The organism is Pelatocladus sp. BLCC-F211 (assembly GCF_041928655.1).
Classification (GTDB): Bacteria; Cyanobacteriota; Cyanobacteriia; order Cyanobacteriales; family Nostocaceae; genus Pelatocladus.
This window is the reverse complement of sequence record NZ_JBHFLM010000006.1, coordinates 12955-37493: the sequence shown is the minus strand read 5'-3', so window position 1 is coordinate 37493 and position 24539 is coordinate 12955. Positions and strand designations below refer to the sequence as shown.

Genomic DNA, 24539 nt, shown 5'->3' with positions numbered 1-24539 from the left:
GTCTGTAGGCAAGTTTTGACCCTTGCTACCAGATACCGCATCTGGGAAACCAAAACTACAAAGCGCAGAGGAACGGATGCAACGCCTTCCTCGCAGCAACAGTTTAGAATCCCCGTCCATTTATGGCGGGGAGAGGTCAATTCAATTGTGCGATCGCCCGATTTCCAAAACTTATGTTACCACCACCTTTCAACAAGCTAAAGAAGCTTGTCAACAGCGTTGCTAAATTGCTCGTAAGGGGATACTCCTACGATTGTTTCTGCTAACTCACCATCTTTGAAAATTAAAACTGCTGGAATGCTGCGAAGACCGAACTTTTTGAACATCGGTTTGTTGTTATCCACGTCTACCTTAACGACTTTGACGCGACCTTTGTATTCCTGTGCAAGTTGATCCATTAACGGACTAACAAGACGGCACGGTCCACACCAAGTAGCAGTAAAGTCAACAACAACAACTTTTTGTTCACTTAAAAGAGCATCAAATTCAGCTTCTTGAATGTAAGCAACTATATCAGTTTCAGTAGACATTTTTTAATTCCTCAGCATCAAACTAAAATTTCAGTAAAAATTCTGAATATAGCTTAGAAAATTGGTATAACAAGGTGAATGTAAAAACTATATACTACAAGCGATCGCTCTTTCCCCAACAACTCATTCCCTCAAAATGTAGTCAGTGATTCTCCCACACTACCATGAACTCTTGCGACTCTTCTTACACACTACAAGTATTTTCACTATGTTAGTATAAATATATTTCACTATTATACTGACTTGAGTATTTTAAGTTGTGAGACTTTCTAAGTTTTTTGTCTTCCTGTTCACTCTTGTTCTAGCTGTGACTCCTCAAATAGCGGTAGCTCAAACATACGAGCAGCTAATTCAGCAAGGAAAAAATGCTTCAGCATCTGAAGATTTCGCTCAGGCAGAAGCGATTTGGCGAGAAGCCCTCCGACGCAAACCAAAAGACCCTGATGTGTGGGTTTTTCTAGGCAGATCCTTACGTCTTCAAGGAAAATTGGATGAAGCACTTGCCACCTATAAAAAAGCAATTGAACTAAACCCTCGGAATCCATATGCATGGAATGGTCTAGGAAACACATTAGGATCTCAAGAAAACAAACTTGATGAAGCTGAAACTGCTTATCGTAAGGCAATTCAAATTGATCCTCACTTTTCCTTAGCATACAATAATTTGGGAAATGTATTCTACGTCCGGAACAACATCCCAGATGCGATCGCTGCTTATAAGAAAGCTATCGAACTAGACCCCGATGATGTGATTGCTCGAAATAACTTAGATAGTCTTCAAAGAGAGTTGGCTTCGCGACAGAATTTACCGAGTGAAACTTATCAGCAGAAAACTGAGATTAGGGTCAGACCGTCAGTAAATGGTGAGACTACAATCAGTGTTGTAGGAAATGACCCAATAGTAATTGATTCGCCAGATAAATTCTCACCTCCACCTTTAGCTTCAGTAGTCAAAATTGCAGTCAAAAAATCAACCGGAACTACGCATGGTACAGGGTGGATTTTAACAAAACAGGGAAATCGTGTTTGGATTATTACTAATCGTCACCTTGTTACAGATAGTCAATTTAATAACAAACCTAGTAAAGAAGTGACAGTACAGTTTTATAGTGCTAATCAAATAAGACCACCAATTCCAGCCAAGATTACAAACATTACCAAGGAAAATGATCTTCTTGATCTTGCTGTCCTAGAAGTCATAGATGCTCCTATTAGTACAGACATTCAGGCTCTCCAAATGGCTTCTACAAATGTTTCCTTGAATACAACAGTACGAGTTATTGGTCATCCTAACATTCCTGATGTATCAGATTGGACTCCCGATACTGGAGAAATCACTAGCATAGCAAATCAGCGACTACAAATATCTAAAGCCGCTCTTTATATTGGTCATTCTGGCTCACCTGTGTTGGATAAACAAAATAATGTAGTTGGTGTTGTATATAACATATTATCTCCTGGCCCTGAAAAAGGAAACATTGGGACTGCTGGTTATGGATTTGCTCACCCAATAGAGTTAGTGAAAAATCAACTGCGTACATGGGGCTATGAATTATAAAATTCTCTCAGTATCAAGTTTTTTTGCCAGTTCTATGATTATGAGCCTGACTTCTCTACCTACTCAGGCGTGTCCTTCTGGCAATACTCGTGAAATTACTTACCAGCGTCGAGATAGCAATCGTTGCGAAGGTATTAAGTATTCTATCCCAGTAGGTGGAGGTTTCAACCTCATCTCTTTGGTGAGCCGTAGTATTGCTGAACCAATTGGTAACACTATTAGTCTGCAAGTGCCTCGCTTGTCTGGTAGTGGTAAGCCAGTAGTAAGTTTACGTTCAGTACTTAAGAGATATCAGTTAGATAATTTCTCCCTCATATCCGAGTCATCACGCTTCACTTTTGGTTGGTCTACATATGTGCTAAAAAAAGCAGAAGTACCTGTGAATACTCTACGCGCTCTTGCCTCTGTGAATCAGGGTTCTCAACCAGTATTCATTCCTGTGATAATTGGGAAATCTTCTGGCAAGTATGAGTTTGTTCTCCACTCTAACGGCGCTGCCAAAGTTCGTAGCTTCCAAATTCGCCTTAATGGACAAGATATCTATACCAGTCCTTCGCGCTCTTCTCAAGGCGGTGAGATCCCCTTTACTTGGAATGGACACAAAAAGGATGGAAGTATTGCTCCACCTGGTCGATACGAACTTAAGGTAGTGGCTCAACAGGAACAATATGGCAAACCACCAGAAGAAAGCAAGATTCAGATTCTATTTGCACACAACCCCAATTGGCTTAAGTAAATTGTGAAACCCCGGCGAAATCCTCGACAAAGGTTCTTAAAATTTATCATTCGGTTACTGCGATGGATATGGCGTATCTTTTACACCATTGGAAGGGAAATTATTACTAAACTCAGACAGTTTATTAGTTATTTGGGACAACGAACTCTATCTATTTTTGTTCTCATACTCTTAATTTTTTTCTCTAGCGTTATTCTTGCAGGTATTTTGCCCAGTCCTCAAATTTTTGAAGGAAACTTAGTGGTCAAAAATCTTAGCTTCACTTACGCTGGGCAAGAATCTAACAAACTTTTTCTGAATAACATCCGAGAAATTTCTCAAATTGAGGGAGAGGGAAATCAAACTTTTATATTGAATGGTAGATTTTCTAATCCCTCCGATCAAATTTTGAATCAAAAATTACTTCAACTTAATTCCTTGAAAATTCTATTACCTCATGAAAAAAGTCAATGGATAATTAGTCCTGCTACAACCAAGCAACCCAGTGAATTGAAAATCTCAGAATTGAGACTTCAACCCAAGACATCCATTAATTCACTGAGCTACAACCCTTACAACCGTCGATTGTCACTACCACTGACTACTACAGAGCAGAATGATGTGAAAGTTAAGACAGATGAATTAAATGAAGCTGCTCAACTCTCTATTTCTCTGGGAGATTATCCAATTAAATTAACCTTAACAGGCTATAAGCTAGAGGATTTGGGGTTACAAGACAGTCCAGATAGTCCCAATCCTATCGAATTAATCTTTCAGCCTGATAATTCTCAACTTAGTCTCTCACTGAATAAAACGACTCGTTTATCAGTCAACTTACCTGATCTTCGCAAAGTTAATTCAGAAGAGTGGCTATGGGGAGATTTAGATGTTAAAAACGTAAATTTTGAACAGTTAAAGCAAACAGGAATCAACATCAACGATGAAATATATAACTCCACGATAATTAAAGGGCAAATTCGCATGGGTGAGCGAGAACTGAAAATTGAATCAAATCAGTTTCTCCTTATTAGCAAACCAGGGATTAACCGCTTACTCAACTTAGAAATTATTCCACCTAAACCACCTCAAGAAATCAATGTCCAAATTGCGGATGAGGCTGTAGAAGTATCTACTCCCCCTGAAGGATTAGAAGTTCGATTTGCAGGGGAAGCAAAACAGATTCAAGTAGGGCTAGACCGTCGCTTACCAGTAAGAAGTCTTAAGTCAAGTTTCCTAGCAAACTTCTTCTCTAACGACGTAATAATTGCCATGATTTCTTTTTTCAGTGCTGCTATCATTTCTCTCTTGAGCTGGATAGTCAATGATTTTCTATCCTGGTTGTCTGCAAATTCTAAAGCAGCAGCAAACCCATAATAAATTTTACTTCCTTGTTTTTAGGACAATCTTTCTGCTTTCCGTCCTCACTCCACAGGTCGTATAATTGTCGGCGAAGCTGGTTTCTCTGGCTGAAAGATAGCAGCAAATGCTTGTTCTAAAGTTTCTGCCATCACAATTTTATTTTCGTAGGCAACAATGACTGCTACAAATGTTGGCAAACTATTTTGTTCTGCTTCCAAATATAAGGGTTCAACATATAAAAGAGATTGCTCAATAGGAATTACTAAAAGATTTCCTTGAACTACTTTTGAACCTTCACGGTTCCACAGAGTAATCTGTTGAGAAATTACCGGGTCTTGGTTGATTAATGCTTCAATTTGTTGAGTTCCGTAGACTAATAATTGTTTAGGAAATTCATATAGTAACAATTTGCCGTAATTCTCGCCGTCAGAACGTGCTGCTAACCAAGCAATTAAATTTGCACGTTGGTTGGGCTTAAAAGGTAACAGTAAAATAAACTCTTCTGTTTCTGTTTGTGGCAATTTCATGATTAGGTAGTATGGTTCTACCGATTGCTCTTCGCTACCATAAATTTCTGTCGGTATTTCCCATAAATCTTCCCGGTTGTAAAACACCTGTGGATCAATCATATGATATGTCAGCAGGCGTTCTGATTGAATTCTGAAAAAATCTCCTGGGTAGCGAATATGACTACGCAGTGCAGCTGGCATAGTTTGCAGAGGTTTAAGCATCTGAGGAAAAATATTCCCCAGAGTTGTAATTACTGGATCTGTGGGATCAGCAACATAGAAATCTACTGTGCCATTGTAGGCATCAACAACGACTTTGACGGAATTACGAATGTAATTAAATGGATTTTTACCAGGATCAGAATAGGGATAGCGATCGCTTGTCGTGTAAGCATCAATTATCCAGTAAAGGTCTGTTGATTTACCTGTAACAGTTGTCCCTCCCCCATCCGCAGCAACTAAGTAGGGGTCACTGTCAAAACGTAAAAAAGGTGCGATCGCTTGTACCCTTTCTCGAATGTTGCGACGAAATAATAATTTGCTTTGAGAATTAAAGTTGCGCGTCAGTAGCATTTGCCAATCTTTGAGATATTGAGCAAACAGCAACCGCCGCCACATCGCACCAATAGAAATTCCACCCTGCCCATCGTAAACGTTGTAGACATTCTCGTTACCACTGGGATAATCTAATTCTTGAGTTTTTGTCCCAGTCATCACGTAAGTGTCAGTAATTTCCCCGTAGTAAATGCGTGGTTGGGTAATGGGAACGCTGGCACGAATTTCTTCTGTGGTGATTTGTAAAGCTCCTTGACTAGGTGTATCTTCAACACCAATATCTTTAACGTAGTAATAGGGTAATCCACCGGGGCCAACAAGATTTACTGGACTCAGTGTAAATCCGTAGCCATGAGTATAAATTAAATGTTTATTTATCCAAGTCTGCGCCTGCTGTGGAACATCACCATAATCTAGTTCCCGCGCTGCGATAATAGTTTGTTGATATTCTGTCGTTTTATTTTGAACGTTTCGCAATAACGTATAGCGGTCAATATCAGCACCAGCAAACTTGTAATATGGTCGGATTTGTTGCAACTGACGATTAGTTTGTAACAAAGGACGGGTATCCCACAAACGAATATTACCAATTGTTTGCTGATTTTCCTTTAAGTCAGCTGCTGTCAGCTGACCTCGTGGATCGAAGGTTTCCGCATCGATCGCATCTAGTTTAAATGCTTTGCGGGTGAAAGCAATAGTACGAGCAATATAAGGTCTTTCCTGGGCTAATTCATTGGGTTGGACAACTAAACGCTGTACAATCGTGGGCAAAATTTCGCCAGAAACCCCTGCTACTACTAGGTACAATACGAGCAAGTAGACTAGTTGGCGGGGAAAGGGAATTGGTCTTAATCTCGTTTTTTTACGTCTAGATAAAATATATATTCGCCACAGTAAGTAAACTGCGATCGCTACCGCCAATACACTCAGCCCAGTATAAATTGGTAACTGTACCTTGACTTCTGTGTAGCTAGCACCAAAGTTGAATCCACTCTTGGAATATAAAAGTTCGTAGCGCAACAACCAATAATGCAAGCCAATTACCAGCATCAGCAAACTTGTCAAGGCGTTTAAATGGAGTCGCTGTAGTACAGAAAACCCTGGAAACCACCCCTCGCTCAAACTATTAGATGAACGCAGATAAATTAATGTTACAGAGGCTAGACTGTATAAAAAAAGCCCCAGCAACCAAAATTTGAATAGTTCCCAAATTGGTAGAGAGAATACATAAAAACTAATATCTCGGTTAAAAAGAGGGTCTGTACTGTTAAAACTGGTAGGTTGGAAATACTGCAAAAGCAGCACCCACCGTGCTGATAGCAAAAATGCTAATAGTAAGCTAATCAGTATGGCGATCGCTTTTAAAAAAAACTGATGATTAATTAAAATCGCGATCACCAAAACCACCAGCAAACCTGTATTGACAATTGGTAAACGTATTTCTACGGAGTGAAAAAGTTGTAAAAATAACTGTAGTGGGGGTGGTAGTTGCCAAGATAGAGTGAAGAGTTTGATATTGACAAACCACAAGTCAAAAGCCGTCTGAGTGTAATAAATCAGAATCAATCCTGCTAAAGCACTCAGTCCCAAAACTGCTGGGAGGAGTAGGTGTAGCTTCAGATGAGAAGACGCGCTTTGAGAAGACGCGGAGAATATCTGACGCGGAAACGCTTGAGAAAACACGGAGATATTCTGACGCGGTGACACGGGGAATCTTTCATTTATACTCCCAGCGTCCCCGCGTCCCCGCGTCCCAATCTTCCCAGAATGGTACTTGAGACGATTCGCTATAACTAAATTCCCTAGTAAAAAACTGATTGAGATCAAAAAAGCGATCGCCCACAACCCCACTTGTGTCTGTAAGCGCAACAGAAATTCTTGTAAATATCCAACTTCATCAAACCAAAGAATTTCCGCAACCAGACGTGAGGCTAATTCCCACAATAGCCACAAACCTAACAGCAGTGCAATGACTCGAAAAAGGCGTTTCATACAGGGACGGGCATGGGACATGGGGCATTGGGCATTGGGCAACAAGTTCTTAATTTTGACTTTTGACTTTTGACTTTTGACTTGTTTTGTCCTCCTTGTCCCCGATCCCCAATCCCCATTCCCTAACTAAATTGCTCTCCTACATCCAGGTTAAATAACATTTGCAGGGATTGCATACAACGGCGTCTGGCATCAACATCTTGCTGCGCTCGCAGTTGTACCATTGGGTCATGTAAAATTTTGTTAACAATCCCTCGTGTTAAAGCCTCGATCACTTCTTGGTGTTTTTCGCCAAATTCTGAACCCAAACGCGACAAAGCTTTTTCTAGTTCTTGTTCTCGAATGGTTTCAATTTTATTGCGTAGACAACTAATCGTGGTGACAGTTTCGAGCGATCGCCACCAAACATCAAAAGCTTCTACTTCTTCTTCTAAAAGTCCTTCGGCTTCTTGAGCCATCTTACGACGGCTTTCATGGTTTTGAGCTACCACTGCTTTCAAATCATCGACGTTAAACGCCTTGACGTTTGCGAGTTCGTTAACGTCTGCATGAACGTTGCGTGGGACGGAAATATCAATTAACATCAGCGCCCGACCGGCTTCTAACACAATTTCTAACTTGGCACGATCCAAAATTGGCTCAGTGGCAGACGTACTTGTAAATACTAAATCACTTTCACAAATGACTGACATCATTTCCGAAAGTGGATGAGTTTGGATATTATGTTCGGAGAAAGTTTTCGCTAATTCTTCTGCTCTACTAACAGAGCGATTTAAAATACAAATTTTGCCAGCACCTTTAGAAACTAGGTGTTGCACCAACAAGCGTGACATTTTGCCAGCACCGAGTATAGTCACTCGACAAGCTGCGAGATTTTCTATCTTCATCTGCGCCAATTCTACCGCCGCAGAACTGATAGAAACGGCACCAGTACCAATACTAGTTTCAGTACGTACCCGCTTACCAGCTGTGATCGCTTGTTTGAATAATCGATTCAAAATAGTTTTTATACCGTCGTATTGCTGTCCTAGCTTATGAGTATTTTTTACCTGGGCGAGAATTTGACCTTCACCAAGTACTAAGCTATCTAAACCAGCAGCAACCCGCATCAAATGCATCACAGCATCTTGATGAAGCAAAACAAATAGGTGTTGGCGTAGAGATGTCACAGCAATTTTGCTGTGTTCCGAGAGAAACTGTGTAACTTCTCGAACACCCTGTTCGCTTTCTTCAGTAACAATGTAAATTTCTAAACGGTTACAAGTGCTGAGGATGGTAACTTCATCAATGTGGGGATAGCTAAGTAGGTGTGCGATCGCACTTTCGGTTTGTGGTTCTGGAATACTCAGCTTTTCCCGGACTTCGACTGGGGCTGTTTTATGGCTTAACCCCACTACTGCTATATTCATTTGCTAAATCGTATTTACTAATTGGGAATAGGGGATCGGGAATCAGGGAATGGGGATCGGGGATCGGGGATCGGGAATCGGGGATCGGGAATCGGGATCGGGAATCGGGAATCGGGAATCGGGAATCAGGGAATGGGGATAAGGCAACAATTTCTCCCTTTTCTCCCTTGTCTCCCTTTTCTCCCTTTTCTCCCTTTTCTCCCTTGTCCTCCCAGTCCCCGATCCCTGATCCCCTATCCCCGATCCCTAAAATTTAGTGCAACTGCAATGTCTTGGGTTCTTCAAACATGTGGATGGTGTCCACAAAGCGAGCTGTTTTCGATTGGTTGGAAATTACCAAGCTTTGAGTTCTTGCGCCTCCGTGGAAGAAGCGGACGCCTTGCATGAGATTACCAGAGGTAATACCACAAGCAGCGAACAAGACGGTTTCACCGGATGCCAGTTCATGAGCATCATAGACCTTGTCAGGGTCGTTAATATTCATAGACTTCAAGCGTTCGATGTTAGCTTCTTTGCTTTCGCCAATCAAACCAGTCTTGACTATTTCCGGATCATAGATTAACTGACCCTGGAAGTGTCCACCCAAGGCACGCATAGCCGCAGCAGAAATCACACCTTCAGGAGCCGCACCAATCCCCATGAGAGCATGAATATTGGTTCCAGCAAAACCACAGGATAAGGCTGCACCCACATCACCATCAGAAATGAGTTGGACTCTCGCTCCTGCTTCTCGGATTTCTTTGATCAGATCGTTGTGGCGTTCACGCTTCATCACCACCACAACAAGTTCTTCAATGGCTCTATCTAGACATTCAGCTAGAATTTTCAAATTTTCAGTGGCAGACTTATTTATGTCTACTTTACCCTTAGCAGCTGGGGGAGCAGCTAGCTTCTTCATGTAGAAGTCAGGAGCCGCAAACAAACCACCTTTTTGGGAAATTGCCAATACTGCCATTGAGCCTGGTTGACCATAAGCCACAAGGTTAGTACCTTCACAAGGGTCAACAGCAATGTCAATTTCAATTAATTCATCTGGGTTACAAAAATCTTTAGCATCCGGACGGCTACAGATACCGACTTCTTCTCCAATGTAAAGCATGGGAGCATCATCGCGTTCGCCTTCGCCAATGACGATGCGACCACGCATATAGATTTTATTCATCCGCTCCCGCATGGCTTCTACAGCCACTTCGTCTGCGGTGTTTTTTTCGCCCTTACCCATCCAACGAGCAGAAGCGATCGCGGCTTGCTCAACTACCTCAATAATCTCCAACCCAAGAGTATTTTCCACAGAGTCTGCCCTCTCGATAGCTTGATTTTGCGACTTTTCATCAGGTGATTTCAGTTTTACAGTCTACCAAAGGGCGGATACCAGTGGAAAATACTCTCTGATGCAGCATTTGTTAATTTTTGTAATTTACGTATAAAAAGTAGTATTATTCCCTCTAAGTAATACTTAAGTATTGCTAGTGTGTAGATTAGTAAAACTAAAAGTTGAAATATCTAACTGAAAATAGATTTTTCTCATATTCAAATTACATTTTGACACTTAGATTATGTATTGCTTTTGAATAACTAAAACATATAATTTTTATTTTTCTTCTTCCCATGCAAGAGGGTTGTTATGAAAATTTTAGAATCAATACAGACATTTATAGAACCTCATACACATACCGTCTATCTCCTGAATATCGAAAAGCAATAGATCGACGTTGAAAAATAATGTTTAAACTAGAGATTAATTACAAAATTTATTTAAGCTCTAAAATATGTTCAACTTCATCAACTCTCTTTTAAACCGCCATCCAGAAAATGTGAAAGCCAATGTAGAGATATATACTTGGCAAACTTGCCCTTACTGCATTCGTGCCAAAATGCTGTTGTGGTGGAAAGGCGTTAATTTCACTGAATATAAAATCGATGGTGACGAAACAGCTAGAACAGCAATGGCAGAACGTGCCAACGGACGTCGCACTGTACCACAGATTTTCATTAATAATCAACACGTTGGCGGCTGTGATGACCTCTACGAATTAGATACAAAAGCTCAACTCGACACTCTTTTAGCCCAACCAGCGCTTTAATCTAAAAGTGTTTTGATAAGTTTGTAGTAAGCAGTTTAGTGCTTGAATATTTGAGGACTAAAGTCCACCCTTCTCGTAGAGTAGTGGCTTCTGTTCCCTGAAAGGGTTCCCGAAGGGTAAGTAGCCGCTCTTACGAGCGTCTACACTACAAACTCATTCACTGCTCATAAATTAATGCGATCATTTAAATACTCCGAATATCTTATACATCGACAGTGGATGTATCACGCCCTACAATTGTCACGAATAGCTGGTGAAAGAGGGGAAGTACCAGTTGGTGCTGTTATTATTGATTCATCAGGCAACTTGCTTGCTGAAGGGGAAAATCGTAAAGAACGCGACCAAAACCCAACAGCCCATGCAGAAATTCTTGCCCTGAAAGCAGCAGCTAGCAAGTTACAAACTTGGCGTCTGAACCAATGTACTCTCTATGTTACTCTCGAACCTTGTCCGATGTGTGCGGGTGCAATTGTCCAAGCCCGTGTTGGACTTCTTGTCTATGGCGTGGACGACCCAAAAACTGGTGCCATTCGTACTGTTGTTAATATCCCCGATAGTGCGGCTTCTAATCACCGTCTGCGTGTCATTGGAGGCATTTTGGAAACTGCTTGTCGTCAGCAGTTACAAATGTGGTTTGCAAATCGGCGACACCGCACCGAATAACGGACAGAGGTAAAACTGTCCAGCTGGTGCAACACAACTCTAGGAAGAAAATCTACGGTGTATCTAATTCCTAATTTTTATTACTTTTCTAACCTACAGTCAGTTGCCCCGTAATCATGGAACTTCACTCTTACGACGATCAAATCTGCCACGGAAAACTAGCCCAGATTTCAGTCAATGCTGAGACGGCGATTTCTACTAATACCTCATGGTTATCTCCTTGGTTAACCCCTCTGGCGTATTTGTTGGGAGGTCATCTTCTACCTTTATTTTTTGGACAGATTAGAATTACCGGACAAGAAAATATCCCCACAACAGGCCCTGTGATTCTTGCCCCTACCCATCGCGCCCGTTGGGATTCATTACTGTTACCCTACGCCAGTGGTCGTTGTGTCACAGGTCGAGACTTGCGATTTATGGTGACTATTGATGAATGTCAAGGTTTGCAGGGTTGGTTTGTACGGCGCTTGGGAGGTTTTCCTGTAGATCCTCAACGCCCATCAATCACTACTCTTCGCCATGCAATGGAATTACTTCAGCGTGGAGAAATGTTAGTTATTTATCCTGAAGGCAACATTTTTCGTGATGGTGAACTTCATCCTCTCAAGTCTGGAATTGCTCGTTTAGCTTTAACCGCTGAATCTAGTCACCCAGATTTAGGAGTCAAAATTTTGCCAGTTGGTATCAACTATAGTCAACCTTATCCTGATTGGGGTACTGATGTTAGCATTCACATCGGATCGGTCATTAAAGTAGCAGATTATATTAAGGGTTCTGTAAAAAAAGATGCTAAACGTCTGACAGTTGATTTAGCAAATGCACTTGAACAATTAAGTCATCAGGAATCAACAATTAATACTCATGCGTTTGCAGAAATGCAAAATTCGTAATTTTTGCTGATAGTTGATAGTGGATAGTGGATAGGTATTTATTCTAACTACCAACCAATTACCAATTACCAATTACTAAATTCCCAAAATTAATTCCCAGCTATTGAGTTTCCCTATATCTTGTAGTGCGTAGTCAATTACCCATAATTGCCAACGTCCTTTGGCTGGTAAAGATAATAACTGTCTGAGGATTGGATGCGATCGCACGGTGTAAGTTGCTTGCAGTTGACTGCGACGACCTAAAGTGCGACTTTGCAATAATACTAGGTGATTATTAGGCGCTATTAAGTAAATTTCTAAATCACCTAAAAAATCATGGGTAATATTGACATTGATTTGAATATCTTTGACTAGGCTAGAATCAGAGATCGCGATCGCGCTTTTAATTCCCTGTTTGTCATTGTCTGGAATCGCGACTTTGTTGTTATTCTCTCCTCTGACAACCCCAGTAGTAGTTAATGTGGCTGTACGAAGTTTTTGGGCTACTTGTACCGCCCGTAAAGCATTCACTTTCCCATAACCAAACCATTGCGAATGGCCATTCTCATCATAAGTGCCATAACTCATCTTCAATTGGAGGTCTGGTTCTAGGTCAACAATTTTATCGGCGGTTTCTTCTAAAATACGTTTGACTTCTTGGGCGCTTAAGTCTGGATTCACTGACAAAATCAATGCTGCTACACCTGCGACTACCGGGGTAGCACTGGAAGTTCCACCAAAATTGCTAGTAAAATCGCCTGGATTGTAGCCCACAGCCCCTACTTGGTCTGTTGTTAATATTCCTCGTCCAGACAATGCAGTGGCGATGCTTGGTTGGGTGTACACATAACCTTGGTCTTGAAACCACATTCCTGGTAAAGCGTTGTTACTAGGCGCACACACAGAAATATTAGTTCCCCAGTTACTATAAGCGGCTTTTTTATTCAAACTCGTAGAAGCAGATACTGTAATCACATCAGGATGTACCGCAAAACCACTTAGCCATTTAGTATTACCTTTAACTAAATCTTTCTGCCATCCCTGCTCATTCACAGTACCGCTGACCGGACGATTGGCATTACCTGCGGAAAATAAAATTACACAACCTTTGCCATTACGTCCTTGAGTGGCAGCACGGGTAATAGCGGCGCGTTGGCGTAAGGAGAGAGGAAAGTAAACAGCCGACGCCCCCCAACTGCAAGAAATTATACTCGCTCCCTTATCAATCGCCCAATTAAAAATTTCTTCGATGGACTGATCATCTAAAAGTCCTGGACTGCGAATTGGCATAAAAGCACAACCAGGGGCAACCCCAGCAATACCTGTACCATTTTCTTCTGCTATGATTATGCCTGCACAAGCTGTACCATGACTGGCTTGTTTTTCATTTGGTAAAGGTAAAAAATCGTTTTCTTTTAAGTCTCTAGGGGCGACAATTTTGCCATTACCTTGAAAATCTGGATGATTTAAATCAAAAGAATCATCTACCACCGCCACGACAACCGAACGAATCCCGCGAGTGATATCCCAGGCTTGTTCCACAGCAATATGAGAACCATTAGCTAATTGATTACCGCCATTGTGATTAAGATACCATTGCTGCGGGTAGAGGGGGTCACGAGGTTGATAATGGGGTTGCTGATCCGTGATGATGTTGGGTTCAGCAACTACAACTTCTGGTAATGAAATTAATTGATTAGAAATTTTAATAGGATTTGCCTGTGCTTGTTCACCGACAATGAAAACAAAAGTATTAGGAAGATTAGGAACCGATTTTTGTAGGACTAAGCCAAATTTGGTGGCGATCGCGTTAATTGTGGCGCTGTCTACCCAAGCTGCAAATTGAATGGTGATCTGATCACTCAGATAAACTTTGGTGCTGGGACTATCCTTGATTTGATAAACGTGACTGACGAACGCCACATTTTGAGAATCCCGTGCTATGGACATTGCCCCTTCTAGCTGGGAAGGTGGAACAGTAAATAAGGCTAGCTGTGCTTTGGGAATATTGTGACGCCAATTGCCCCAATTTGCCTGAGATAATGCTTGGGGTGAGAGATCATCATGAGGACGGACGGTGAAGCGATCGCTCACCTTTTCTAAGATTAATTCTTCACCACCACGTTGTAAGATAAATCCCTGGCTACTTGCAGGCATTTCTGTGGGAGGATAATCAGAGGAATTTAGGCGATCGTTCATAGCAGTGATTTAAGCTACTGTAAGAAAGCAATGGGAACATGATTTCACCGATTTTCGTTTTAGATCGGAGAAACTATATTCGGTCTCGTGACCATCGTACCTTTTGCAATATGTGGAAAAAGGCTAAAGAGTTAAGAGGAAAAGAGTTTTTAATTTTTATTTTTGGAAAAATTAACTCTGTCCTTGATCCTCACTCCTTCAGGAAGTGAAGACCTTAAGTTCCTCCTTACCCTTATTTCCCACTTCTGTAAGCAGTTTATTACGTGGCTTTGTTTTGTTAAAGTCCAAAACAAAGTTAAGATACCCGAAGTTTCTATCTTTTTTTGTTGAGTTGTTGCATAAATTTATCCCATGAAGTCTTTAGCTAATGTTCCCTTAATTCGCTTCACTTCTTTATCAGTCATAACAGCCCTGAGTCTGCTGTTACCTGTTCATGCTCAACAAGCACAGATTATAAATATCCCTAACCAAGCACAACCTATTGACCCCAATAATCCTAATAACTTGCGTCCAACAGCCCAAAATAATAGCATTTTAAGCGTTGATGGTGGCAAGCGGTTAATGTCAGATGCCGGTCAAGCAGTCAATTCCCAAAACTATGATGCAGCTGCGAAGAAGCTTCAAGAAGCAAGATTAGTTTTTAATCAGCTATCGAATTTTTATCAAGAACTCAATTCCAGCTTTTCTGGAATTGACAATAGAGTTGCTGATTCCCAACGTAAATTGGCGCTAGAAACTGCACAATTGCGTGATGAAGCCACTTATCAACTAGCATTAGTACATCGAGCGCAAAATAAACCGGAATTAGCAGTTCCTTTACTAGTTCAAATCATCAAGAGTCAAAATCCCACACGAGACTTAGGTAAGAAAGCTTATCAGCAACTCTTGGAGTTGGGTTTTGTCAATGCGCCTTTCTCAGCAGGAGGAAGCAACACCTCTTCTTCGTCTCAGCCCAAAAAATAATCGAAAAATAATATCTACCATAAGTTCATCCAATAGACCGCCGCCATCAGGTGAGCGGATTTTTAAATGTTTAAATGATAGAAGTTTTTGTAGGCGACACCTAAGTCAGCAACAGACTGCTGTAATGGAGTGGTAGAAACGTCTAACAACCATTTGCGGTCAATAGTCTTTTTGGCTTGCGTAATCACAAGTTTTTGCAAATCGCTATTCTTGGGCAACTTTTCAGACTGTTTGCAGATAGCCAGAGCATCGTTCCATACCACACGAACACAACCAAACAACTGAGCTAAACTCACCTGTTGCTGTGCTGTCGGGTAGAAACGATACTGATATCTGGCTTTCACTAATTTTCCTCTAAAATCTGCTACTATTGTATATCATCTAGACATACAGAGCCATGGATAAAAGCGTGTTTTTTCGATTAACAAAAGAAGAATTGGCACATTTTGAAGAGTATTGCCAAGCAACCAAGAGAACAAAGTCTGATGTACTTAGGGAACTGATTAGGAAACTGAAAATCAAAAAAAAGTCGCCCGCTTAAGGGCGAGGCTTCAGACCCATACTTTTGGTGAATAGTATTTATACTCAGGTTTTCAGGACTCGCAAATTGGCAATGTCTTAGCCTCATTGTTGATAATAATATATAAAGAAGTTTGATTTAGGAATCGCGATGATTAGTCCGCAACAGATTGAGGAAATGATCAAGGCGGAACTGCCAGATGCCCAAATTCAAGTACAAGACTTGACTGGTGGTGGTGATCACTACCAGGTGACAGTAGTTTCATCGCAGTTCGCAGATAAAGGATTGGTGCAGCAACACCAGTTAATTTATAGGGCTTTAGGACAAGCTATGTCCAGTGAAGCAATCCATGCTTTAGCACTAAAAACATATACTCCCGAAGCATTTGCTAGTAATAGTTAATAGTCCAGAGTCCAGTGTCAAAGGTCAATAGTAAAAAATTTCACAATTGACCTTTGACAATTGACAACTAAAGAGTAGGAACACAAAAATTATGACACCTGAACTTCAAGAACGTATTGACAGTTTACTCAAAGAAAACAAAATTTTGGTTTTTATGAAGGGAACCAAATTAATGCCCATGTGTGGGTTTTCCAACAATGTTGTGCAAATTTTGAACACATTAGGAGTTCCCTTTGAGACTGTTAATATTTTGGACGACTACGAACTTCGCCAAGGAATAAAAGAATATTCCAACTGGCCAACAATTCCCCAAGTCTATATCAATGGGGAATTTGTTGGTGGTTCAGACATCTTGATTGAACTTTATCAAAAAGGTGAATTGCAACAAAAGGTTGAAGTCGCTTTAGCTTCATAAATCAAGTGTCAAGTATCAAGTGTCCAGTGTCTAAGCTGTTTACCTATTGACAATTGACGATTGACGATTGACCACTATCAAAAATCCCCCCTGTCGAAAACCTAAAACGTCACAGGGGGGATTGATCACTAAAAAAAATTAAAAATCTCCAAATTTTCCACCACCACCATCATTGACGGGGATAGACAACGTGCTATAATTGTCTGCGTCAATCAGGAGTGAGCATCTTGTGACTAGTCGAAAGTCACCTGTAGTAATCTGGCTCTGGTTCTGGTAGTGTCATCGTAAAATTCGATACATCGTATAAATAGCGGGTAGCTTCCTCCTCTAAGCGATGGATCAAATATGGCTCAATGGCGTTACCATGTCGCAGCGCGGCTAGATAACCATCCAAATACATCCGCATATCATCAGTACGATAACCGCGATTCCATAACTCGACGAAGGCGTCGGTTAGTCTTTGGTAATAGCGGATGGTTTGTGTGTCTTGGAGCATACTGCTGTAAAAATCTCTTTGGAATGAGAATTGTAAATTATTCAAGCTGAAATGTGAAGTACATTTCAGTTTGACATCTATTTAAAATCCCTATCTTCGGCTATAGGGAGTAGTCTTGCATGAGCTACAACCTAAACTGATCCTATTCCAGAAAAACATGATTTTGATGGGTTGGTAAGTTATTGTTATATTTGGCTCTCACAACAACGTCGTCTTCACATTTGTTGACGCATTTGGTGATTGTTTGTGCCTGGCAGTATCTGTTCTGATTAAACAGATGGGGTTGGGGTATGTAATTAGGTTATCTACAAGTTAACACAATTGCTTTTTTGGTAAATGACACCCTATATTTGGAACGGAATACTTAACTAAAAAAATATTTAGCAATTATAACAAAAATTTAATAATGTTGCCGATTCGTTTCTGGATAAGGCTTTTGGTGGAATATGTTGCTAGATTGTGCATGAGTAAATTAAAAATTATTATCAATTGAAGTAACAAGGGTTACAAAACCTAAGACATAGGCTTTGTTACTTTGAAAGTCATGCACGCTAAGGGGTCTTGCCACCGTGGGTTCGGTTTGTATTGAAATCGTAGAGGGAAATCCCCATCTGAGGTCGTTGCTTGGCTGGCACTTGCAACAGCTGGACTATCGGGTGCATCAAGCTGCAAGTATTTATCAGGCTAGGGAAGTTTTTTTAACTCACCATCCAACACTAGTTATTTTAGATGCGGATTTGCCTGATGGAGATGGCATTGAATTTTGCCGATGGTTGCATCGTCAGCAACAGCCATTAATCTTAATGCTATCTGCGCGCAGTAATGAGGCTGATATTGTTGTCGGCTTGAAGGCGGGGGCGGATGATTACCTGACTAAGCCATTTGGAATGCAGGAATTTTTAGCACGGGTAGAGGCGCTAATACGTCGCAACCGTACACCTGTAGCCCCAGCTTATTTGGATTATGGGACTTTGCAAATTGATTTAGTGCAACGCCGTGTCCGTTTTCAAGGAGAATTTATAGATTTAACACCGCAGGAATTTAGTCTGTTATATGTTTTAGCACAAGCAGGAGGAGTACCTTTGAGTAGGTCAGAATTACTGCGACGTGCTTGGCCTGATGCAATCGATAATCCTCGTACCATTGATACTCACGTTTTATCGCTGCGGAAAAAAGTAGAACTTGATCCGCGACAACCTAGCTTAATTCAAACCATCCGTAATGTAGGATATCGGTTTAATATGGAGATTTTGAATATCAATTTGCCACAATCACTGACAAAGTTAACGGCAGAAAAATTCAACAATCAACATTCAACAATCAGTAGTCAAAGGTAATATTTGTTAGTTGTTAGTTGTTAGTTGTTAGTTGTTTACTACTATCCACTAACTAACAAATAACTAACCCCATTCTTCAGTAGTTTGTGTTTGTGCCTGTATCAAGCTTTCTCGTAATTTAGCCCAGTCTATATCAGTCGCACTTTGATTTACTATTAGCCGTCCCTGTTGTAAGTGCAACAGCCGATCGCAAAAAATTTCAGCCATTTCTAGCTGGTGATTTACCATTAAAACTGTAGTTTGACGACTTTGGGCTATTTGAGTCAGAATTGCCATTACACGGGAAGCAGTACCTACATCTAAGGCGGAAGTAGGCTCATCTAATAACAAAATTTGTGGTTGAATAATTAATGCTCGTGCGATCGCAATTAATTGGCGCTGTCCACCAGAAAGTTGCACTTCCGTTTTTCCTAGCCAGTCATCTGGTATGTGCAGCTGTTCAATCCAGTGACTCAGTCTTTGCTGAATAGTCTGTTTAGGCAAACCACGCAAAACCAAAGGATATGTTAAAGCATCTTTAACAGTCATTCCTAACAGTTTTGACTCTTGCTGTACAAGTGTGACACAAGCGCGTAGCTGTAAAACTGGTATTTGACGGTATTCTTGATTATCTAAATAAATTTTGCCATTAGTAGGTTCACTCAAACGGTTGAGGAGGCGTAATAAATAACTTTTTCCAGCACCAGATGCACCAACAATAGCAACGCGATCGCCCTCAAATACCTCAAAGGAAATATCCTGTAAAATCGGGTATCCTTGCTGTTGACCTTGTAAAGTTGTGTATAAATTAACTTTTTCTAGTCTGAGTTTTGCTTTTGGCAAAGTTTCCAATTTGAACCTTTAGTTAATTATGAATTATGAATGATGAATGATGAAAAGTCTGACCTTCAACATTCATCATTCATAGTACTGAACTAAATTATTTTTTTGTACATAAAACTTTAACTGAAATGACCTTGCGTTATGGCGGTAGCAATTGTCCAACCATCTACCAAGAAAAGTAATAACGTAAAACCAAATAAAATCAAATACATCCATGGCTGGGCTAAAGGATAAACATCATTGGTATCAATACCTGTTTTTTCTTGTACCAGTTTTACCATTTGAGCAAAACCCGCCACACGCATGGGCAATAAATAAGCTTTTCCGTCTTTACTAAGAAAATAGTAAACTAGTCCTCCCTGTCCAGTAGTGCGGGGTTTTAACTGTTTTACCTCCGACCAAGGTAACGACCAGCCTTTACGAAAAAAACGTGGAATCCAATTTGGATAAGTTACCTGAATCCCTTGGTCATCTAAAATTACACGTTCTGTTAAGACTGCATACAAGCCAATAAAACCAATACTTATTCCTAGCCAAAATAACGTTGATGGAATCGGCGCATTTGTGACTTCGGCTAAAAAAGGTAAAGGTAGGGTTAGTGCTAGATATAAGCTTAAAAGCGTAATCCGAATTAGAGGAGAGAGGCGAAAAATTGCAGGCGAGGTATTCACTAAGTTTGCTGTCACGGCTTCATTACAATTCTTAACTTTCAAGTATATACTAGCTAGAATTAAGCAAAGAGCGCTTCATCTCTTAAATTACAAAGAATTTCTGCTCAATCTCCTTGGGGATACTCATCCCACAAAGTTGTAATTTCCCGTATACTCTGATAATTGCCATTACCCAAAATCAGGTGATCAAGTAAGGGAATAGCTAAAAATTTCGCTCCTGCTAACAACTGGCGAGTGAGTTCGATATCTTCACTACTGGGTTCAAGATTACCGGAAGGATGATTGTGTGCTACTATCAACCGCGTTGCACCTTGGCGAATCACTTCTCGAAAAATCTCACGGGGAGGTGCGAGGGTTTCGGTTGCAGTTCCAATAGTAATTACCTGTGTTCCTAGCAAACGATTTTTGACATCTAATAGTACAACTGCAAAACGTTCTTGATTTTGCCACATCAAATCTTGACTCAAAGCAGCAGCAGCTGCTGCTGGGCTATCTATAACTGTACGATCCGCAGGGCGAGATTGAAAGGCACGTTTGCCCAATTCAATAGCGGCTAAGATAGTTGTTGCTTTAGCTGGGCCAATACCAGGAATTCGCATGAGTTCAGCAGCGCTGATGTCTCGCAGCACAGCTAAGGGTTCGCGATCGCATTTACTCAATTCATGCAAAATATATTGTCCCAAACCCACAGCCGAAAGTTTCCCTGCACCTTGACCAGTGCCGAGCAAAATTGCTAATAATTCAGCAGTAGATAAAATTTTGCTACCATGAGCCATCAAGCGTTCCCGTGGACGCTCTGTCTCTGGCATATCAGCAATTCTGAGGCTATAGGTCATAGAACAAGGGAATAATAACATAAAGAGTATGTATACTCTAGTAATCCCTTGTTGGCTCTCAAAATCTATGTTTATTTGATAAAATTTTCAAAATTTTGTTGTTTTTTGTACCCTACCCTGCGGGTTCTGCTTCGCAGTACGGGAAGCCGCTTGCGCGTCTATGGAACAACCAACCACTATTGATATATCTGTGTTGCTTTGAGCATGTGATAAGTTGTCAGAAGCTGAGTGATAGCGAGGGGGTAACTCTGGATTGTTTCGCCAGTGGTACCAGCAACTTTGCCTATCTCTGGATTACTTTCGCGATCGCATACGTTCTTTAAATAAGGCATATCAGAACAAATCAAATGTTCTAATTTATTGACTTGTTCTAGAGTTGTATGACCATCAACTTCTAGGACATCGACTGGTTTACCCATATCCCGATCTAGTCCCAGACGGATGGCAGGCATAGTACTATCACTAACATCGAGAATTTGGGTAAAATCTGGATGAGGAATTGTAGGACGCAATACCAAACGCACGTTTAGATGTCCGTTGGTGTTATTAGTCTCATCGCTGGGTGGATAGAAACTCACCACGATATCTGACCATTGCCGTTGCGGTCTGATAAACTGTTCTGAATCTGGTTCTCGCTTTTCTAACTCTGCTAGTACTTGTTCTTCTGTATATCCGCGCTTTTGCGTATCTCGCTTGACTTTCCAACTAGCGCGTATAGATTCGGGAGGTGCAAGGTAAACTCTCACATCATAGCAATCACGAGCAGCACGAGTAGAATAGCCGAGCAATCCTTCTACAATCACAAATTTGTTGGGTTTGATATACACTGGAGCCTCAAAAGTACCAGTTTTATGGCTGTAAACTGGCTTGAGAATAGGTTGGCCGGTCCGCAACAGCGAGAGATGCTGCTGCATAATATCCAGATGGTTGCAGTCAGGATGGAGAGCCGTAATATTAATTTCTGCACGTTGCTTGCGATCGTACTTGTGGTAATCATCTGTACAGATGATCGTGACATTTTCTGGGCCAAGTACCTGAGCAATCCCTCTTGTCAGCGTAGTTTTACCAGCAGCACTGTCACCAACAATACCAAGAATAATTGGACGGCTCATGGTTTCTTCCCCCTGAAGATAGCAGATACAGCAAAGCGCAATTTTAGATTGTATGCCAGTTTACTAATTCTAGAAATGAATGAAATATAACTCAAGCTCTAAAAGAGACATTACTATCAAGATTAGTAACTAAAATATTGATTAAATCACCAACCATCAAGCTTATTTATTCTTTTCTACGAATTGTATAGATTTTTGTCGATTAATGAAAGGGGGATCGGGGATCGGGGAAGGTAGGGGTCCCCTTTGGGGATAAGGGGCAACGGGGATTGGGTATAAATCAGTTAACAGTTTAATTTGATAACTGATAACTGATAACTGATAACTGATAACTGATAACTGATAACTGAGAAGTTGTCCCAACTAAACCGTAGTAGTCTCTACCCTAGAAAGGGCTATGGCACGTCGTACAGCCGCATCAGTGTTAACAACGCCGTAGCCGTAGACTGTATCATAACCGGGTGTACCAAGATCGTAAGCAGTGGTTGAAAGAATTGAGCGTATCTGTGTTGCTGTTAAGCTTCGATTAGCACTCCACACTAATGATGCTACTCCTGTAACATTTGCTGTTGCAGCAGAAGTGCCGTTGAAATTGGTTGTGTAGTCTAATTTATTGTAGAAGAGTTCGGATGTGTTGCGGCTAGCATTGGTAGAGGTAAACTCTGTTGGTGCCACTAAAGTTAAACCTTCCCCATAATTAGAACCCCACCACTGTATACCTTGACTAGGATAATCAACTCTTGTTCCTGGTGTTTTCGCATTACCGTAGTAGTCTTGAGTTCCCCAAGAAGCGCCTACCGCAATCACATTTTGGTATTTCTTAGCTAAATCCGCAGGACTAGAAATGGTATTTTGATTACCGTTACCAGAAGCGATGACGAACAAGACATCATTTTGGTTCTTAGCAATTAGTTCTTCAAATGCTGCTGAGTAACCACCAGCCAGACTAAGGTTAATTACTAAAGGCTTATTCTGACTATCTGCCCAATTTATCAATGTTTGTGTAGCCTCAGCTAAACTATAGTCGCCAGGATTACCACCAATGACATCGATGTGCATAACGGGAGAATTCCAGTTGATGCCAGCTATACCAATATTATTGTTACTAGCAGCAGTGATCGTTCCCTGGACTAAAGTTCCGTGAGAAGAAGATGAATACTCATCAAAAGAGTTAGAACTAAGACTATTGGTAAATCGCAAATCTGGATGAAGATGACCATTAACGTCTAGTGCTAATCCTGTATCTTCAATTCCTATTAATACCTGATCTGAACCTGTGGTGAACCGCCAAGCTTTCTGCACATCCATCATGTGCAAGTTCCATTGTTGATTAAATAGCGGGTCATTTGGTGTTACTGATAAGTTGATGACAGTATCTGCAAACTTAATAGTGTCAATACCCTCAAATAAAATTTGCTTACCGTCAGAGAAAGCGATCGCATCAAAGACACGGGCTACTGAATCACCAGGATCGTAAATAACGCCGCCATTCACAGTATTAGCGTAGTTAAATGATCGGACTTGTGTAGACATAAAAGCAGAAAGGTCTAGTGTGTCTCGCCCTCCACTACCAAAGTCAATATTACCTTTGCCAAAAAAGACTGTTTGTGTAGAATTCGGTGTATAGATAAATGTATCTGCCCTTAGCGTACCTTGATTACTATTAGCATTTGTCGGTATTGTAGCTGTAGTGTTGCCACCATCTATCGAGTTTTGTTGATCTGAATTTTGAATGAATGCTGTAGAATCTGGCGATGTTAATGATAAATGCAGATTGTAAAAAGTTTGATTACCGTTGTACGAATAAATCTCTATATAATATGTTCCTGCTGTCAAACTACTAGTAATAAATTCATCAGTATTATCAATATTGGCAGAACCAACCAGAATTTCACCCTGCCAATTTAACAGTCGCATATCTGCATCAGCACCCAAATCATTGAGTGATAAACTGACATCACTAGTACTGTTGATGTTGAACTTATAATAGTCGTAGCTGTCAGATTTACCTACCCAATCCGTATAACTAATAGTTTGGGAATTAGCAGAGAGTTCACCGATATCCCAAGCTGTATCTAGAGTGTTACCTGCATTGTCAATCGGTATTGCCGAAACGCTCAATTCATATTTGGTTTTGGCTTTGCCTGTAGAATGGACTTGAATGTAATAAGTACCAGCTTCTAAGGTAGTGTTGATTGATTCAGCTTTTTTGCCAGTACGGTTAGAAGCAGCAATAATTTCTCCCTGGTCTACTATACCATTGCCATTCGCATCTTGAATCAACTGCACATCAGCATTGGCACTTAAGTGAGTTAAGTCAAGTTGAAAGCTACTTTTACCCTCAAGCGTGAATTGATAACAATCGATTGGATCTTTAAGAGAGACTTTATCACTTAATGTGTAGGAATTATTTGTAAATGTAAGACTTCTAGCTTGGTCTAGGGAATTGCCTGCGAGGTCTGATGACATTTTTAACTTAGTATCTCAAACTACAAGAAATTTTTCTTACCATCCATCATCTGC

Annotated in this window: 24 protein-coding genes; 12 read left to right on the top strand and 12 right to left on the bottom strand. The window is 40.8% G+C overall.

The features are described 5' to 3' along the window. A partial coding sequence (locus ACE1AT_RS00315; RefSeq protein WP_374865346.1) for a hypothetical protein occupies window positions 1–201 on the top strand: 201 nt, incomplete at its 5' end. Here ACE1AT_RS00315 and trxA read toward each other — a convergent pair. After that, on the bottom strand, window positions 198–530 hold the full coding sequence (gene trxA, locus ACE1AT_RS00310; RefSeq protein ID WP_374865345.1) for a thioredoxin: 333 nt from the start codon (window positions 528–530) through the stop codon (window positions 198–200). The two genes, ACE1AT_RS00315 and trxA, sit on opposite strands and share 4 nt — an antisense overlap. A 259-nt stretch (window positions 531–789) precedes the next feature. Between trxA and ACE1AT_RS00305 the strand changes: the two genes are divergently transcribed. Genes ACE1AT_RS00305 through ACE1AT_RS00295 form a run of 3 tightly spaced genes read left to right on the top strand, consistent with a single transcriptional unit; the run spans window position 790 to window position 4177 of the window. Further along, window positions 790–2088 (top strand): tetratricopeptide repeat protein, encoded by a 1299-nt coding sequence (locus ACE1AT_RS00305; protein ID WP_374865344.1) that lies wholly within the window; start codon window positions 790–792, stop codon window positions 2086–2088. Window positions 2089–2128: 40 nt separating this feature from the next. Next, window positions 2129–2824 (top strand): FlgD immunoglobulin-like domain containing protein, encoded by a 696-nt coding sequence (locus tag ACE1AT_RS00300; protein WP_374865343.1) that lies wholly within the window; start codon window positions 2129–2131, stop codon window positions 2822–2824. 3 nt (window positions 2825–2827) lie between these two features. Continuing rightward, window positions 2828–4177, top strand: coding sequence for a hypothetical protein (locus ACE1AT_RS00295; protein WP_374865342.1), 1350 nt, complete (start codon window positions 2828–2830; stop codon window positions 4175–4177). Between the two features lie 47 nt (window positions 4178–4224). Here the strand turns inward: ACE1AT_RS00295 and ACE1AT_RS00290 are convergent, their stop codons facing one another. The 3 genes from ACE1AT_RS00290 to glpX all read right to left on the bottom strand — a co-directional run bounded on the left by ACE1AT_RS00290 (window position 4225) and on the right by glpX (window position 9918). After that, window positions 4225–7218: a UPF0182 family protein gene (locus ACE1AT_RS00290; protein ID WP_374865341.1), complete on the bottom strand. Its 2994-nt coding sequence runs from the start codon at window positions 7216–7218 to the stop codon at window positions 4225–4227. Window positions 7219–7340: 122 nt separating this feature from the next. Then, window positions 7341–8627, bottom strand: a complete 1287-nt coding sequence (locus tag ACE1AT_RS00285) for a glutamyl-tRNA reductase (RefSeq protein ID WP_374865340.1) — start codon at window positions 8625–8627, stop codon at window positions 7341–7343. 253 nt (window positions 8628–8880) lie between these two features. Continuing rightward, window positions 8881–9918 (bottom strand): class II fructose-bisphosphatase, encoded by a 1038-nt coding sequence (gene glpX / locus ACE1AT_RS00280; RefSeq protein ID WP_374865339.1) that lies wholly within the window; start codon window positions 9916–9918, stop codon window positions 8881–8883. A gap of 478 nt (window positions 9919–10396) precedes the next feature. Here glpX and grxC point away from each other — a divergent pair, with 478 nt between their 5' ends. From grxC to ACE1AT_RS00265, 3 genes are all read left to right on the top strand, one after another. Continuing rightward, entirely contained in the window at window positions 10397–10711 is a 315-nt protein-coding gene (gene grxC / locus ACE1AT_RS00275) for a glutaredoxin 3 (RefSeq protein ID WP_374865338.1), read from the top strand. Between the two features lie 219 nt (window positions 10712–10930). After that, window positions 10931–11374: a tRNA adenosine(34) deaminase TadA gene (gene tadA, locus ACE1AT_RS00270; protein ID WP_374865348.1), complete on the top strand. Its 444-nt coding sequence runs from the start codon at window positions 10931–10933 to the stop codon at window positions 11372–11374. 116 nt (window positions 11375–11490) lie between these two features. Next, on the top strand, window positions 11491–12264 hold the full coding sequence (locus ACE1AT_RS00265; protein ID WP_374865337.1) for a lysophospholipid acyltransferase family protein: 774 nt from the start codon (window positions 11491–11493) through the stop codon (window positions 12262–12264). A gap of 75 nt (window positions 12265–12339) precedes the next feature. Here ACE1AT_RS00265 and ACE1AT_RS00260 read toward each other — a convergent pair whose 3' ends face one another. Beyond that, window positions 12340–14442, bottom strand: coding sequence for a S8 family serine peptidase (locus ACE1AT_RS00260; protein WP_374865336.1), 2103 nt, complete (start codon window positions 14440–14442; stop codon window positions 12340–12342). Window positions 14443–14793: 351 nt separating this feature from the next. Between ACE1AT_RS00260 and ACE1AT_RS00255 the strand changes: the two genes are divergently transcribed. Then, window positions 14794–15405, top strand: coding sequence for a hypothetical protein (locus tag ACE1AT_RS00255; protein WP_374865335.1), 612 nt, complete (start codon window positions 14794–14796; stop codon window positions 15403–15405). 62 nt (window positions 15406–15467) lie between these two features. On the opposite strand, the gene ACE1AT_RS00250 is transcribed toward ACE1AT_RS00255, so the two are convergent. Beyond that, on the bottom strand, window positions 15468–15749 hold the full coding sequence (locus ACE1AT_RS00250; protein WP_374865334.1) for a helix-turn-helix domain-containing protein: 282 nt from the start codon (window positions 15747–15749) through the stop codon (window positions 15468–15470). 53 nt (window positions 15750–15802) lie between these two features. Between ACE1AT_RS00250 and ACE1AT_RS00245 the strand changes: the two genes are divergently transcribed. The 3 genes from ACE1AT_RS00245 (at window position 15803) to grxD (ending at window position 16742) form a co-directional block, all read left to right on the top strand. Then, on the top strand, window positions 15803–15946 hold the full coding sequence (locus ACE1AT_RS00245) for a ribbon-helix-helix protein, CopG family (protein ID WP_374865333.1): 144 nt from the start codon (window positions 15803–15805) through the stop codon (window positions 15944–15946). 129 nt (window positions 15947–16075) lie between these two features. After that, on the top strand, window positions 16076–16327 hold the full coding sequence (locus ACE1AT_RS00240; RefSeq protein ID WP_374865332.1) for a BolA family protein: 252 nt from the start codon (window positions 16076–16078) through the stop codon (window positions 16325–16327). A gap of 91 nt (window positions 16328–16418) precedes the next feature. After that, window positions 16419–16742 (top strand): Grx4 family monothiol glutaredoxin, encoded by a 324-nt coding sequence (gene grxD, locus ACE1AT_RS00235; protein WP_374865331.1) that lies wholly within the window; start codon window positions 16419–16421, stop codon window positions 16740–16742. A 244-nt stretch (window positions 16743–16986) separates the two neighbouring features. Here grxD and ACE1AT_RS00230 read toward each other — a convergent pair whose 3' ends face one another. After that, complete coding sequence (locus ACE1AT_RS00230; RefSeq protein ID WP_016860880.1) at window positions 16987–17238, bottom strand: DUF6761 family protein; 252 nt, start codon at window positions 17236–17238, stop codon at window positions 16987–16989. A gap of 569 nt (window positions 17239–17807) precedes the next feature. Between ACE1AT_RS00230 and ACE1AT_RS00225 the strand changes: the two genes are divergently transcribed. After that, the gene (locus ACE1AT_RS00225; RefSeq protein WP_374865330.1) at window positions 17808–18575 is read left to right on the top strand and encodes a response regulator transcription factor; all 768 of its coding nucleotides are present in this window, start codon (window positions 17808–17810) and stop codon (window positions 18573–18575) included. 63 nt (window positions 18576–18638) lie between these two features. Here ACE1AT_RS00225 and ACE1AT_RS00220 read toward each other — a convergent pair whose 3' ends face one another. The 5 genes from ACE1AT_RS00220 to ACE1AT_RS00200 form a co-directional block, all read right to left on the bottom strand. Continuing rightward, window positions 18639–19406 (bottom strand): ATP-binding cassette domain-containing protein, encoded by a 768-nt coding sequence (locus ACE1AT_RS00220; RefSeq protein ID WP_374865329.1) that lies wholly within the window; start codon window positions 19404–19406, stop codon window positions 18639–18641. 110 nt (window positions 19407–19516) lie between these two features. Further along, complete coding sequence (locus tag ACE1AT_RS00215; protein WP_374865328.1) at window positions 19517–20083, bottom strand: hypothetical protein; 567 nt, start codon at window positions 20081–20083, stop codon at window positions 19517–19519. Window positions 20084–20172: 89 nt separating this feature from the next. Beyond that, window positions 20173–20904: a DNA repair protein RadC gene (gene radC / locus ACE1AT_RS00210; RefSeq protein ID WP_374865347.1), complete on the bottom strand. Its 732-nt coding sequence runs from the start codon at window positions 20902–20904 to the stop codon at window positions 20173–20175. A gap of 176 nt (window positions 20905–21080) precedes the next feature. Next, window positions 21081–22016 (bottom strand): phosphoribulokinase, encoded by a 936-nt coding sequence (locus tag ACE1AT_RS00205; RefSeq protein WP_374865327.1) that lies wholly within the window; start codon window positions 22014–22016, stop codon window positions 21081–21083. Window positions 22017–22379: 363 nt separating this feature from the next. Beyond that, complete coding sequence (locus ACE1AT_RS00200; protein ID WP_374865326.1) at window positions 22380–24485, bottom strand: S8 family serine peptidase; 2106 nt, start codon at window positions 24483–24485, stop codon at window positions 22380–22382. Window positions 24486–24539 lie beyond the last annotated feature (54 nt).

Excerpts from the sequence above, each read along its gene's own strand:
- trxA (WP_374865345.1), bottom strand. The coding sequence starts at position 530 with ATGTCTACTGAAACTGATATAGTTGCTTACATTCAAGAAGCTGAATTT.
- ACE1AT_RS00300 (WP_374865343.1), top strand. The coding sequence starts at position 2,129 with ATGAGCCTGACTTCTCTACCTACTCAGGCGTGTCCTTCTGGCAATACT.
- ACE1AT_RS00290 (WP_374865341.1), bottom strand. The coding sequence starts at position 7,218 with ATGAAACGCCTTTTTCGAGTCATTGCACTGCTGTTAGGTTTGTGGCTA.
- ACE1AT_RS00285 (WP_374865340.1), bottom strand. The coding sequence starts at position 8,627 with ATGAATATAGCAGTAGTGGGGTTAAGCCATAAAACAGCCCCAGTCGAA.
- grxC (WP_374865338.1), top strand. The coding sequence starts at position 10,397 with ATGTTCAACTTCATCAACTCTCTTTTAAACCGCCATCCAGAAAATGTG.
- tadA (WP_374865348.1), top strand. The coding sequence starts at position 10,931 with ATGTATCACGCCCTACAATTGTCACGAATAGCTGGTGAAAGAGGGGAA.
- ACE1AT_RS00265 (WP_374865337.1), top strand. The coding sequence starts at position 11,491 with ATGGAACTTCACTCTTACGACGATCAAATCTGCCACGGAAAACTAGCC.
- ACE1AT_RS00260 (WP_374865336.1), bottom strand. The coding sequence starts at position 14,442 with ATGAACGATCGCCTAAATTCCTCTGATTATCCTCCCACAGAAATGCCT.
- ACE1AT_RS00255 (WP_374865335.1), top strand. The coding sequence starts at position 14,794 with ATGAAGTCTTTAGCTAATGTTCCCTTAATTCGCTTCACTTCTTTATCA.
- ACE1AT_RS00245 (WP_374865333.1), top strand. The coding sequence starts at position 15,803 with ATGGATAAAAGCGTGTTTTTTCGATTAACAAAAGAAGAATTGGCACAT.
- ACE1AT_RS00240 (WP_374865332.1), top strand. The coding sequence starts at position 16,076 with ATGATTAGTCCGCAACAGATTGAGGAAATGATCAAGGCGGAACTGCCA.
- grxD (WP_374865331.1), top strand. The coding sequence starts at position 16,419 with ATGACACCTGAACTTCAAGAACGTATTGACAGTTTACTCAAAGAAAAC.
- ACE1AT_RS00230 (WP_016860880.1), bottom strand. The coding sequence starts at position 17,238 with ATGCTCCAAGACACACAAACCATCCGCTATTACCAAAGACTAACCGAC.
- radC (WP_374865347.1), bottom strand. The coding sequence starts at position 20,904 with ATGACCTATAGCCTCAGAATTGCTGATATGCCAGAGACAGAGCGTCCA.
- ACE1AT_RS00205 (WP_374865327.1), bottom strand. The coding sequence starts at position 22,016 with ATGAGCCGTCCAATTATTCTTGGTATTGTTGGTGACAGTGCTGCTGGT.
- ACE1AT_RS00200 (WP_374865326.1), bottom strand. The coding sequence starts at position 24,485 with ATGTCATCAGACCTCGCAGGCAATTCCCTAGACCAAGCTAGAAGTCTT.